Annotated in this window: 21 protein-coding genes; 7 read left to right on the forward strand and 14 right to left on the reverse strand. The window is 41.9% G+C overall.

Going from position 1 to position 12,075, the window contains the following annotated elements; all coding sequences use genetic code 11:
* Positions 1-25: 25 nt before the first annotated feature.
* From M2444_RS11590 to M2444_RS11625, 8 genes are all read right to left on the reverse strand, one after another.
* Entirely contained in the window at positions 26-220 is a 195-nt protein-coding gene (locus M2444_RS11590) for a hypothetical protein (protein WP_280787022.1), read from the reverse strand.
* A 29-nt stretch (positions 221-249) separates the two neighbouring features.
* Complete coding sequence (locus M2444_RS11595; RefSeq protein ID WP_280787023.1) at positions 250-519, reverse strand: hypothetical protein; 270 nt, start codon at positions 517-519, stop codon at positions 250-252.
* A gap of 58 nt (positions 520-577) precedes the next feature.
* Positions 578-1,927, reverse strand: a complete 1,350-nt coding sequence (gene dnaB / locus M2444_RS11600; protein ID WP_280787024.1) for a replicative DNA helicase — start codon at positions 1,925-1,927, stop codon at positions 578-580.
* On the reverse strand, positions 1,893-2,243 hold the full coding sequence (locus M2444_RS11605; RefSeq protein WP_280787025.1) for a hypothetical protein: 351 nt from the start codon (positions 2,241-2,243) through the stop codon (positions 1,893-1,895). Before M2444_RS11605 ends, dnaB begins: the two co-directional genes overlap by 35 nt.
* Entirely contained in the window at positions 2,221-3,147 is a 927-nt protein-coding gene (locus M2444_RS11610; protein ID WP_280787026.1) for a hypothetical protein, read from the reverse strand. The genes M2444_RS11605 and M2444_RS11610 overlap by 23 nt, the downstream gene beginning before the upstream one ends.
* A gap of 22 nt (positions 3,148-3,169) precedes the next feature.
* Positions 3,170-3,352 carry a hypothetical protein gene (locus M2444_RS11615; protein ID WP_280787027.1) on the reverse strand — a complete coding sequence of 61 codons (183 nt, stop codon included), beginning with the start codon at positions 3,350-3,352 and terminating at the stop codon, positions 3,170-3,172.
* A gap of 15 nt (positions 3,353-3,367) precedes the next feature.
* Positions 3,368-3,670 carry a hypothetical protein gene (locus M2444_RS11620; protein ID WP_280787028.1) on the reverse strand — a complete coding sequence of 101 codons (303 nt, stop codon included), beginning with the start codon at positions 3,668-3,670 and terminating at the stop codon, positions 3,368-3,370.
* Between the two features lie 158 nt (positions 3,671-3,828).
* Positions 3,829-4,041 (reverse strand): hypothetical protein, encoded by a 213-nt coding sequence (locus M2444_RS11625; protein ID WP_280787029.1) that lies wholly within the window; start codon positions 4,039-4,041, stop codon positions 3,829-3,831.
* 88 nt (positions 4,042-4,129) lie between these two features.
* Here M2444_RS11625 and M2444_RS11630 point away from each other — a divergent pair, with 88 nt between their 5' ends.
* Positions 4,130-4,504: an HIRAN domain-containing protein gene (locus tag M2444_RS11630; RefSeq protein WP_280787030.1), complete on the forward strand. Its 375-nt coding sequence runs from the start codon at positions 4,130-4,132 to the stop codon at positions 4,502-4,504.
* 38 nt (positions 4,505-4,542) lie between these two features.
* Here the strand turns inward: M2444_RS11630 and M2444_RS11635 are convergent, their stop codons facing one another.
* From M2444_RS11635 to M2444_RS11650, 4 genes are all read right to left on the reverse strand, one after another.
* The gene (locus tag M2444_RS11635) at positions 4,543-4,833 is read right to left on the reverse strand and encodes a hypothetical protein (protein ID WP_280787031.1); all 291 of its coding nucleotides are present in this window, start codon (positions 4,831-4,833) and stop codon (positions 4,543-4,545) included.
* A gap of 9 nt (positions 4,834-4,842) precedes the next feature.
* Complete coding sequence (locus M2444_RS11640) at positions 4,843-5,358, reverse strand: XRE family transcriptional regulator (RefSeq protein ID WP_280787032.1); 516 nt, start codon at positions 5,356-5,358, stop codon at positions 4,843-4,845.
* A 132-nt stretch (positions 5,359-5,490) separates the two neighbouring features.
* The gene (locus M2444_RS11645; RefSeq protein WP_280787033.1) at positions 5,491-5,790 is read right to left on the reverse strand and encodes a DNA-binding protein; all 300 of its coding nucleotides are present in this window, start codon (positions 5,788-5,790) and stop codon (positions 5,491-5,493) included.
* Entirely contained in the window at positions 5,791-6,045 is a 255-nt protein-coding gene (locus tag M2444_RS11650) for a helix-turn-helix domain-containing protein (protein ID WP_280787034.1), read from the reverse strand.
* Positions 6,046-6,209: 164 nt separating this feature from the next.
* On the opposite strand from M2444_RS11650, the gene M2444_RS11655 reads away from it, so the two are divergent.
* From M2444_RS11655 to M2444_RS11675, 5 genes are all read left to right on the forward strand, one after another.
* Complete coding sequence (locus M2444_RS11655; protein ID WP_280787035.1) at positions 6,210-6,620, forward strand: helix-turn-helix domain-containing protein; 411 nt, start codon at positions 6,210-6,212, stop codon at positions 6,618-6,620.
* Between the two features lie 79 nt (positions 6,621-6,699).
* On the forward strand, positions 6,700-7,587 hold the full coding sequence (locus M2444_RS11660; RefSeq protein WP_280787036.1) for an ImmA/IrrE family metallo-endopeptidase: 888 nt from the start codon (positions 6,700-6,702) through the stop codon (positions 7,585-7,587).
* A gap of 17 nt (positions 7,588-7,604) precedes the next feature.
* Complete coding sequence (locus tag M2444_RS11665; protein WP_280787037.1) at positions 7,605-8,804, forward strand: tyrosine-type recombinase/integrase; 1,200 nt, start codon at positions 7,605-7,607, stop codon at positions 8,802-8,804.
* A 252-nt stretch (positions 8,805-9,056) separates the two neighbouring features.
* The gene (locus M2444_RS11670) at positions 9,057-9,890 is read left to right on the forward strand and encodes a YhfM domain-containing protein (protein WP_280787038.1); all 834 of its coding nucleotides are present in this window, start codon (positions 9,057-9,059) and stop codon (positions 9,888-9,890) included.
* A 102-nt stretch (positions 9,891-9,992) separates the two neighbouring features.
* Positions 9,993-10,133, forward strand: coding sequence for a hypothetical protein (locus M2444_RS11675; RefSeq protein ID WP_179085720.1), 141 nt, complete (start codon positions 9,993-9,995; stop codon positions 10,131-10,133).
* 308 nt (positions 10,134-10,441) lie between these two features.
* Here M2444_RS11675 and M2444_RS11680 read toward each other — a convergent pair whose 3' ends face one another.
* Positions 10,442-10,726, reverse strand: a complete 285-nt coding sequence (locus M2444_RS11680; RefSeq protein WP_094874146.1) for a hypothetical protein — start codon at positions 10,724-10,726, stop codon at positions 10,442-10,444.
* A 193-nt stretch (positions 10,727-10,919) separates the two neighbouring features.
* Between M2444_RS11680 and M2444_RS11685 the strand changes: the two genes are divergently transcribed.
* Positions 10,920-11,495, forward strand: a complete 576-nt coding sequence (locus M2444_RS11685) for an LURP-one-related family protein (protein ID WP_094874145.1) — start codon at positions 10,920-10,922, stop codon at positions 11,493-11,495.
* 124 nt (positions 11,496-11,619) lie between these two features.
* Here M2444_RS11685 and M2444_RS11690 read toward each other — a convergent pair whose 3' ends face one another.
* Positions 11,620-11,958, reverse strand: coding sequence for a YlbF/YmcA family competence regulator (locus M2444_RS11690; protein WP_076121521.1), 339 nt, complete (start codon positions 11,956-11,958; stop codon positions 11,620-11,622).
* Between the last annotated feature and the right edge of the window lie 117 nt (positions 11,959-12,075).

Raw genomic sequence — 12,075 nt, forward strand, 5'->3', positions numbered from 1 at the left:
AATCCCTCCTTCACAGATTCATGCGCTAATCAACTTCACTCAAGGCCTTTTTCCCACTACCTGTTACTCGGAAGTATGCCATGCTATCTTCCCAGCCTGGGTGCTTGGTCGCATACCCTTTTTCAACAAGGTCATTCCAGTCTTTGTCATCCGCTGAAGCATAGAACCGATTCTGATTTCTCAAAGCATGTTCCACGCAACCAATTTGATTTTTATTCATATCCTTAACTCCTTCGCTATCTCTTCGTGCTATTCAGTAATAGAATGACCCAACAATGAAGCTATGGTTTTTGCTTGAACAAGAGTAATTGCAAAATCGTCTACTATGCTGTCTTCTTCATTGAGCAGATCAACCACGCAATCGGGTTCACCTTGATTCTTAACGAACTCTGATTTGATACGTTCAAACGTTTCTTTTGCATACTCTTCTGATACACCTTTTAAAATCAGTAAAGTTTCAAATTGATTATCTTGAACGTTAACTCTCACAAACTGCAATCCCCAAGTGTTTTCATTCATATTTTATCCTTCCTTTCTATTGCGCCGTATGCGTCTACTGTGCAGCATTCTAAGCAAATCACGAAGCATGTACCCGTTCGTAATTCACGAATTTATTAAATTGCTTGAGGAATATAAGTTCTACGGTTCCCACCGAACCGTTACGCTGCTTGGCGATGATGATTTCGATAATGTTCTTTTTCTCGCTATCCTGGTTGTAGTAATCATCCCGGTATAGGAAGGCCACTACATCCGCATCCTGTTCTATAGCTCCAGACTCTCGAAGGTCACTCATCATTGGACGCTTGTCCTGGCGCTGCTCTACTGCCCGACTGAGCTGGGAAAGAGCAATCACCGGTACATCCAGTTCACGGGCAATCTGCTTAAGCGTCCTCGAAATCTCTGATACTTCCTGCTGGCGGTTCTCGCCACCTTTACCCCTGCCTTGAATCAACTGTAGATAATCAATGACAATCAGCCCAAGACCTTGACTCTTCTTCAATCGGCGGCAGCGCGTGCGGATCTCCTGAACCGTGATTACGCCCGGATCGGCAATGAAGATATTAGCTTCACCGAGAATGGAAGCAGCACCAGCCATTTTGTCCCAATCATGTGCTTTCATTTCTCCGGTCCGCATCGTATTAGCATCCAGATTAACTTCTGCACTAACCATGCGTTGCACTAGCTGCGGTGCCGACATTTCCAAACTAAACACTGCTACGGTTTCCTTGGTTTTCACAGCCACGTTCTGTGCTATGTTCAGAGCAAATGCGGTCTTGCCTACGGATGGACGGGCAGCGACTATAATTAGATCACCTTTATGTAGACCAGCCAGCATACCGTCTAAATCCGTGTATCCAGTGTAAAGCCCCGTTGTGATGCCGTTCTTAACATTTTCACAACGTTCCTCCGTTGATTCTATTACCTTGAATAGCACTTCTTTGATTGGTTGGAAATCATCATCTGAGGAAGCTTGATCCGATAGAGCCGCTGCTTCATTCAGCATGCTGTTAACAACCAGCCCGGCATCATCGCTTTCATAAGCCTTTAGCATCTGCCTTTCAGCCGCATAAATGGCCTTTCGCAAAGTGTGCTTATCCTCAAGCAAGCCGATGTAATAGCCAACATTGGCCGCAGTCGGTACTGCATGAGCTAACTTAGCCAGATAGCTAACCCCACCGATTTTCTCCAGCTGCTTCATTCCGTTTAGTTCATTGACAAGTGCCGGCAGCTCGATAGGATCGTCGGTTCTGTGAAGGTTAAGCATGGCCTTAAATATCTGTCGATGTGCCGGATTAAAGAATGTCTCAGGCTCTAGACTGGACGCAATCTCTGCGGCATCCCCTGTTTTGTCAATTAGGATTGCACCGAGAACCGTTGCTTCTGCTGCCGGGCTATTCGGTAGTTCGCGTGTATCCAAGCTTTGCATATAATGACTCCTTCCATCCTGCAGGTGGCAGTACCACTTCTGAACGGCTGTTTTCTCTTTCTGCCAAAATGTGAGCAGCATCTACCTTGCTCCGAAAATCCTCTTTCATGTCTCCCTGCCCACCGCGTATCTGAGCGATTTTCGGGGGCCATGAGTTTGTTAAAATGTGCTGCCGTACGTTCTCGACAGCCTTGTCAAAAGGGAAATCCTTTAGATGTTCGTAAAGCCGGTCTATTTCAGTATCGCTGGTATCAATCTGATGTGCGTATTCTTCCTTGAGCTTAATGAGTAGATCAATAACTTGTGCTCTCTTCAAGCTGCTTTGCCTCCTTTGCTCTACGTTTAAGGTCTGCAAGCTCTTGCTGCTGCTTGGTTAGTCGCTGCGGCGGGGCTGGCAGTGGTGTTTGGGTTATTGACCCTTTAGGCTTCGTAGTCTTGTTAGCATTCCGCCATGCTGATTTCAAGCCTTTCACGTAATAAGTAAAACTGTTGGGCTGCTCGAAATCTTCTCCCTCGCGTTTTCGCTTTGCCTTGTATTGGCTCTCCATAGTTGTGATGGTAAAGGGTACTGGCATCCCTGCGGCGACCATCTTACCCATGGCTTCGCGATCGTTTGTGGAGACGTGAATATCGAACTTATCATGCAATTTGCAATAAGCGTTTAAAATTGCGACCATCCCGTCCGTTTTAGGATCTGGGATGATTTCTTCTGAAAACTCATTTTTTATAATAGTAGTAGTAGTAATAAGATCTTTAATATCTTTTGCATCGGACAATATTGTCTGATCACTCGGTAAAATCGCTTCATGATCGGACGTTTTTGTCTGATCACTCGTGCTCTGATCGGACATTTTTGTCTGATCACTATTTGATGATGAGACATTTTTGTCCGATCTCTTCAATATGCCTTTCTTGGACTTCCTAACCCTTATGATCAAACCCCGGGGCGCTCTAATGATATGGATGTAACCGTGATTCTGGAGATCACTTATCCATCTGCTGATGCTTTTATCGGTAACCCCAAAGTTCTCACCGATTTCAGAAAGCTTCATCGGCTTGCCACCCAGGACAAGTCCCCAAACAGTTCCGTCCTCTTCGACTTCCTTAGTCGTGGAGCTAACACACCAAGCGAATAGCCATATCGCCGATCCTATTTTTTCATAGTGTTGCGGCGAAAATAACCCGGAGAAGATTGGAAAAGGAAAGCTATCTGTTGGCATAAGCTCACCTCTGTTATAATCATCATTTTCCCTTCTTCGGTTTGGGGCGATTTATAATTTCTGTGACATTCGTACGCAGGACGAATGCTAATTCTCCATTGTCCTTCCGAAGCTTAGCCCAAGGTCGGGCAATGCCCCATATATCCAGCACCTCACCGGACAGGCCGCAGCTTGTTCGGACTGTGTCACCCCTGAGTACGAGCATCGCCGCTGCCCCCCTTTACCCCGTATACCGAAGCCGAAGAGCTTTCAGCGCGATTTCAGTGTTCTTATCATCCAAACGGTCAGCCTCGGACAAATCTACCTTATTGCGCCCGTTATAGAGGTGCAGCGCCAGAGCAAGCATGAACTTCTCTGATGTGCTCCAGCCCTTAGAAGCTTTTTTGAGCTTGTCCACATGGACAGATAACTCTTCAAAATCGACAAATTCTGGTGTAAGATAACGGCTAAGTTTTGCATGTTGTGTAAAAATGTAAATCAGCCCCCGCCAGTAACGATCCTGTAGCAATTCTTTGGGAATCATAAGTCTTACCCCTTTCAAATTGAATTGTGATGCGTCAGCCGCATCTTGCAACGCCAAACCGGAGGAAGGTTATTTCTAAGGTTCGACGCTGCAAGATACAGCTACGGCGGATATCCGCGACCCCTTTCGGGGTTTCGGCCTGTATCCCTCAGGCCTCGTCAGGCGGGAAAACTATGGTTATAGGCATCATTTAGAGCCTTTAATTCAGTAATTTTCTCTGTATCTTTCACGTAATCTCTCTTAAGAATGGCGTTTGACATGGCAACATAGAAACTTCTAGATAAATCCATCGCTAGATGTCCGTCTTTGTTTTCAGTTTTAAAACTACTAAACACCTCAGAAAATCTATTAAAGTGATGCTCATAGTCCATACTCTTAAACCTCTTTCAATTTCTAGCTGTAGGATTTTTGATAACTTCTGTCGAATATTGGTTATTAGCTGGAAGAAAGGTGTGTGACATGATGTTTAAATGGCTATTTGGAAAACAAAAACCTAATCAGGATAGACTGACAATGAATGACATAGACACTGATTTCCGTGTTGTCGGTGTTTCTTTTGATAATTCCAATGGTATGAATCGACAAAACCTATTAAAGAAATGTGTTCCTGATCAAGAAGTTACTTTAAAAAGAAAACCAAGCAAAAAATATCCCGAAGCAATCGAAGTCTGGACAAAGTTTGGTCAGATCGGCTTCATTGATTCCCATGATGCTGTTGATCTCGCAGAAATAATTGATAACGGGACTCGACTCAGTGTAAAAATAAAGAAAATTACCGGAGGAAATGCTGAAAAGCCGAACTTTGGGTGCATCATCTCAGTTCAAGAAAAGTAAGTAATCGCGATATCAACAATTAGCCAATGTCTGTTTAATTACGCCGTTTTCTCATTGTGTTTATGGTTATCTTCGCGTAAAATAGACACAACGAGATACTTTAAACGGGTTCTCAATGAGGTCCGCCCTGCAAGGCGGGCTTTTTTATGTTGTTCTTTGGCATGATGCATTTCACATTCGTGCAACCAAATCAGCATTTCCAGCCAACGAATGTTTCGTTTCAACTTTATCGGATCAATATACTCAGCCTGGCGTTTGATCATTTTCAGATTTCGCTTAGCGTTCTTTGCTTCAAACCGCGCTTGCTCTTCCAAATCTTCAATTCGCATAAACAATCCTCATTTCACATAGTTTTTAGCTTTCAGTTCGGCTCGATGATCTTTCCAAGTTCCCAACCAACTAAATGAATACTCCTTGCAGATAGCAACCGCCAAGTGCGTCAGCGCCGTGATCGCTTCCACCGTCTCCATTAGCAGTCGTTTTATCTCCTGACGTTCGGTTTCGTTGATCTGTTCATTCGTCTTACTGATTGGAGCATGTCCAGAAGCTTCGAGCACTTCCTGCATTTCTTCGATAGTTTTGAATAAAACGCTTGCTCTATGTAGGTCTACGTTGTCTAACCAAGGGGCAAAAGCCCCACCAGTTACATCTGCGGCAGCTGCAAGTGAAAGCTGTCCATCATCGTAGTGCTCAATTGCCGCCCTCATAACAGGCTTGGATGCCCTACGGCTACCCTTGACGATCTTTCCTACCTGTGAACCGTCTACGTTGGCGGCTCTACCTGTCTGTGCTAATGTATGACCCTGACGTTTCATCACATCTTGCAGGGCCGAAGGAAAATGTCCAATTGCCAACTGAATTCCACCTCATTTGTCCAGATTATGGGGATGCTATTGGACAGAGGCATGATGTATGATTAATTCAAGCAATTCCCCTTGCCGATGCCTTCCCCAACCCGCCGCAGCCGGTATTGCATGGCGGGTTTGCTATATTGCTGACTTCCAACTTACATTGGCATTCTGGCTCATCCATTCACTGTTTTCCTCTGCCCACAGAAGAAGCAGGCGGGTGATTACTCGAGGATTACCGAACTCCCTTGTGACAGGGAATCCAGGTCGATTGAAGAGTTCTGCAGCTTTTGTCGCACCGATCTCAAGTAATTCCATGAATTGTTGTCTGGTTAGAAGTGGAGGCAAGCTATTGCTCATTTGGCCTTCTAATGCAGTAGAGATAGCCTTGTTAATAATTTTCTCTAGTTCATCAGTTTCAATAAGTACAATGCTCACTTAGACAACCTCCTTAGTAGCGGAATATTCAGACTTTGCTATTTCAGCAAAGTTTTGAGCAAAAAAATCTTCAATGTTTGCATTGAGTTTATTTGCTAAAATCGGCAAGTGGTTCGCTTTAAATAAGTAAGTACCATCCTCATACTTCATATATGTTGAAGCATTCTTAAAACCAAGTGACTCCGCCATTTCTTGAAGTGATAAGTTCAATTCTTGACGGCGTTTCTTAATAAATTCAAGATTAAAATTTCCCATCTTGCACCTCCATCCTTTGCTGATTTAGCAAAGCCATGCACTAAATATACATTGCTAAAATAGCAATGTCAATAATATTTTGTTATTTTAGCAAAATTCTTTTTTCTGTTTTAGAAAAATGTTACTATCATATTGCTAAAACAGAAATAAAGGCGGTGGCTGGGATGTCGATTTCAGGAGATCGCATTAGACAATTAAGAGAAACGAGAAATTTAAGCCAGATCGAACTCGCTAACCGAATCGGCATAAACAATAGTGTTCTTTCAAGAATAGAATCTGGAAGACGACCTGTAGCTGATAGTGAAATCAATTCATTTGCTGATTTTTTTGATGTTTCGGGTGATTACTTACTTGGAAGAACAAACAAAAAAGGCTCTGCTTTGGATAATGGTGAGTTAGAAAAAAAAGAACAGGCTGAATTTGAAGCTTTTATCAACAACCCTGAACATGGTATCTTTTTTAGGGATTATTTAAGCGCCCCCGAAGAACGTCGTGAAGAAATGCGGGAAATATTCAAGATACTACAGGATAAAGAAAGAGGCCGTAAGCCTGGAGATATTCAAGGAGAAAATTGAGCACATATAAACTTTAGCCAGAAATGGCTTTTCTTTTTAACACAAATAAGAACATATGATCCCGTACGAGGTGACTAACATGATTAAAAACTACCAAATCCCCCCTCTTGAAAGAAAGATTACCGAATTATACCAGAGCCATCACATCATTGAGTCATCACATTTATCTATTGAATTATTAGCAAAAAAATTCAATGTTTGGATTCATTATCATAACAAGAAGAGCAAAGGTATCGAAGTTTCTAGCGGCGTGTACAGCATGTTTCTTGATAATCGCCTTCCGGAAGAAGCACAACGTCTTGAGTTTTTCCATGAACTCTGTCACTTACTCCGACATGCTGGAAATCAATTAATGATGCCGGAGCAATTTACTAAAGCACAAGAAACTGAAGCAGATCGTTTTATTTTCTACGCTGCTATTCCTTTCTTTATGATCGAAAAAATAAATCTTCCGTTAAATAGAGGTGAAGCAATTGGATATATTTCTCGTGAATTTAAAGTTCCACTAAATTTTGCTAAGAAGAGATTTGAACAAATCGAGGATCGAATAAGACAGGGGCTATATTTGTCCACATTCAAATATATTTCTGTAACTGAAGAGATTATCAGTGAGTCAACTGAATGTTCTAATAACTCAACTTATGGAAGTGGATCTGAAGCTCGTATCCAAGCATATTACAACTGGGATGGAGATTGCTCCCGTCCAGAAATACTTGTCATCGAACATCCTGAGGGATTCGACTGGGACAAACCACTAGACATTGAGGTTGCTAGAAATTATGAAAGCTGCGACTTACCTTTACACGCCTCCCAAGAATTTGCAACTGTGCTCACTGGAGATCTCTCCATTCCTAGCCGCAGAGGTTATGTAACCATTAACCTATCCAGGGTGGCTTGGCGCCACGGAATAGCAGTTTCACGTCTGTATCTACCTATGGAAGCTGTAGAAGATGCTTTAAATTTTTAATAAAGGAGGCGTTGTTCTTGGCATACTTAAAGAAAATACCCGCAAAAAATAAACAAGGATACAAATGGTTATGTGTCATGGAAGGACCAGCAGATCCGTCTTCTGGAGAACGAAGACAAGTTTCACGCCGTGCAGACACTAAAGGAGAAGCCTCAAAGCGCGCACAAGACGCTGTAGAGGCATTGAAGTTTGGACTGGATGCAAAGAAAGCTAAATCAGCCAAATTCATGACAGTAGCTCTTGACTGGCTAGAAACATATGCCTTAGGTGAGGTTAAAGAAAGTACTGTCAGAATTCGTGAGAGTCAGATAGCTATCCTAAATAAGCATATGGCTAATATGGTAGTCGAAAAAGTTACTCATGCATATTACCAGAAAGTGATTAAGAAAATATTCAGTGAGGATTACACAAGAAGCACTTTAGAAGGCGTACATAGCACCGCTAATCAGATCATGAAGTTTGCGATCAAAAACAAGCTTAGATTGGACAACCCTTGTACGGGGGTTGTAATACCGTCCAAAGTCCAAACAGTAGAGGATATAGAGAAGAACAAATTAGAAGATAAATATTTAGAAATACATGAATTGGAGGAATTCCTAAAGGTAACTCGTGAACATGGGAAGGAACGGGATAAGGAGTTTTTCTATCTGATGGCTTTTAGCGGACTACGTCCAGGGGAAGCAAGTGTACTGAAGTGGAGCGATCTCAACAAAGATACCAATGAAATCAGGGTCACTAAAACACTGTACAATCCTCACAACAATATGCTAGATTACCGGTTAACCCCTCCCAAAACAAAAGGATCGGTTCGGACTATAGATTTAGACCAGGCCATTATTGATATGTTGCTAAAATTCAAAGTAAAGCAAAATGAAATTCACAAAGAATATAAAAAAAATTATTCAGACTTTCATAATGGAAATTTCATTTTCTGTCGTGCTAACGGATATCCTTATACTCAAAAAGCGTTCTTAGACCGAATGAAAACTTTACTAAGGATGACTAGCATCACCAAGCCGGCAACACCTCATATATTCCGACACACACACATTAGCATGTTAACTGAAGCCGGAGTAGATTTGCCTACCATTATGAAAAGAGTCGGGCATGAGAGTCCAAAGACAACTTTAAAGATATATACTCATATCACAAGTAAAATGAAGCAGAGCGCCGAGGAAAAGGTAAAGATAAAGTTCGGAAACGTTCTGGAGTTTTAATTTTTTTTGCAAGAAATGTTATTTTTCCGTTATTCAACACTACTTTTCTTTTAAAAAAGTATGAATAATACCAATATATATAAGGATTTATTTAGTCTTTGTGCATAATTGTACTCATTATACACGGAGAGAATAGCACAGTACAACCGATTCATAAGCATCGAATTCGAATTTAATTGCCCGTTATTTAGCAACCTTTTCCTCTTTTTTATAGTCTGAGAGTTAAAGAAAGAGGAAAGGAGTATTATGGATATGAATAAGAACATGTTTATAATATTTACCATTACTTTACTTTTCATAGGACTGATCGGCTGTGGAAATACGAGAACTGAAGTAAAACAATCAAGCCAAATAGAGCTGGATGCACAAAAAATAGTTTCTATTAACTTAATAGAAAAAGACCAGCCGGTGACGACTATTTCTGAAGCATCATCCTTGGAACGTTTCGTTCAAGCCATAACTACTGCAGAATATGATAAAGGACAATTAGATATTGCTCCAAGTGATTACAGAACAACCGTAAACATGAAGGGCGGCATAAGCTATGAGTTCTCTTTTTGGATCGTCGGAAACAACAGTGGGTTACTCATTAAATCGGGACAAATGGGCCACTACCGTCTTTCAGAAATCAGCAAAAAGGATTTGTTGGACTTATTCCAATCGACTGTTAAAGAAGTTAAGAATTCTCCAGCAGACACTACTAACCCACAGCCCCCTAACGTTCAAGTTACTGTCGGCGGTGAGCAATTCGATGCCATTCAAGGCTCTTATTGCTGGAATGACAATGGCAAAGGCGTCTGTGTAGATATGGCTTCTTACGATCAATTAGTTACCAAGCAGAAGGTACATCCCAAAGCCATCAGCCGTGACCAGGTAGAACTCAAATTCTCATCTGCACCCAAGGAGATAGAGGTGGTGGCTTCATTTCCTGGTGAGGAACGTCCGGACGAAGCTCTTTCCGTAGAAAATAACAGTTTTCAACTCGCAGCAGGTAGCGGAAAACATCTGTATATAATCCAAGCAAGATGGCCTCAGGGGAGCGCCAGTTATGTATTTGAAGTGGAATGCTCTGTCAGTAAAGAGTAACCCTTTTGTTAGACAAACTGGGTAGTGGGTAGACGAATAGAGAATAGTCCCTAGAAAAAAGGGAAAATATGTTATGATGGAGAGGTGAAAGGGGATGACTTTATGCAATTTCTTTTTATACTCGCGATTCTCGTTCCTGCGGTATGGTACTACGCGGCTCTAGGTAAACGGATATCTGCAGAAGAAAAGAAAGCTGGAAAAGATCTCTCCGATGAGATCAATCCTTTTACAGGTGCAAGATAACTTTAATCCCCCTGCTTTGCGGGGCAATTTTAAAGCCCACTGGCTTAAGCTAGTGGGCTTTTCTGTGAATCCAGGGGATTTATACCCCTCTTTTAGCTAATTCGGCGCTTCTCACGGGAATCTAGGGGATTTATACCCCTCTTTCTGCTAATTTGGTGCTTTTCACGGCAATCTAGGGGATTTATACCCCTCTTTCTGCTAATTCGGCGCTTTTCACGGCAATCTAGGGGATTTATACCCCTCTTTTCGCCCATTCGGCGTTTTCACGGGAATATCAAATCTAGTTACTTAAGGAAGCTACCCCAATTCTATGATCTTTGTGTAACTCTAGTTTCTTCTTTCCATTTGGACTGCCATTGCTCCATCTTTGCTTTTCGCACAGCTTCCAAACGCTTGGTCTTCTCCTCATCAACACCGATAATAAAATGCAGATGTGCCGCAATGACCATAAAGGCGAAAAGTGACCAGACCACCCCAAAACCAAATACCCAGCTAGGCCCATTCGCAAGCGATAACTTCGGCAGAGCATACAAAAGCATGGCCAACGCCAGCAACAGATAGACACCATGTTTAAACTTGTTTCTTTTTCTCATAACTAACAGCTCCTCGTAGACAAGATATTCGATTGAATCTATATCTCTACTCTATGAACATGAAGCCCATAATATGAGACAAGTCCATAAAAAATATACTTCTATTCAAAAAATTATATAAAATAGTACGCATTTATATGGCTAGCAAAGCTTATATATGAGATGATAATTTCATTTAGGGGGCGATTTGGAATTGAATGCAACTTATACTCATACCGAATACATAATTCGAAAAAAGGTATTTTCGATCATGGGTGCGAAGCTTCATATTTATGATAATGCTGAGCAGCTTGTACTCTATTCACAAATGAAAGCATTTAAGTTAAAAGAGGATATTGCACTGTACACAGATGAATCTATGCAAAAGGAGCTTCTGCGAATAAAAGCCCGTAATGTGGTCGATTTTAGCGCTACTTATGATGTGCATGATACGGAGACTGGCGAGCACATTGGTGCACTGCGCCGCAAGGGACTCAAATCGATTTTGAAAGATGAATGGCTGATTCTCGATCGCCATGATCAGGAAATCGGAAAAATCAAGGAAGATAGCACCGCGATGGCTTTACTCCGCCGCTTCATCTCTATTATCCCTCAAAAATATAATATCGAGATGAATGATACAACGATCCCTACTTTCAAACAAAATTTTAATCCATTTGTTACAAAAATCATCGCTGACTTCTCTGAAGATCCCAAAGGTATGCTTGATCGCCGCCTAGGTTTGGCTGCTGGTATTCTTCTCTGCGCAATCGAAGGAAAACAAGATTAGCGGGTTTGCTCATACTAGTCACAAGAATAAATAGGGTGTTCCCAAAGCCAACCGGCTTCGGGAGCACCCTATTTAGATTGCACCTTTAATACCTTTTAGGTGAATACCCGCTTACTAAAAGCGTTTATTCGCCATACAATTGCGACAAGCTCTCGGTAATGATCTTGTTTACATCCTCAATTACAACACTCAGGCGACGTTCTGCATCGAACAGACGGCGAATCCCAAGATTCATGTTAAGCACCTCGAATAATTTCTCCATCTTTTCCATTTCTTCCTGTGGAGGCATATCTCCGCTCATCATCCGTTGTTGAAGCTCCATTTGACCATTGCGGAAGTTATCGAGCATCGCCTTGGCTTCAGGATCTGTTTCTACCAGTTTCATTGCGTTGGTGATATCCGCTACCTCAGTGCTTTCTTTAATGGCTTTCGCCAGTTCATGTGCTTTGTCGTGAATACTCATTATGATTCCTCCTAAAAGTTTTGTGAGCATATGCTTCCTGATTTCACTTCGTACAAAACTCACTTCGGAAGCATGAGCTTAAGTTTTGTGAGCCACTACTTCTCGATTCGTCTTCGT

The sequence above is a fragment of the Paenibacillus sp. PastF-3 genome, assembly GCF_029893135.1.
Lineage (GTDB): Bacteria > Bacillota > Bacilli > Paenibacillales > Paenibacillaceae > Paenibacillus_AQ > Paenibacillus_AQ nitricinens.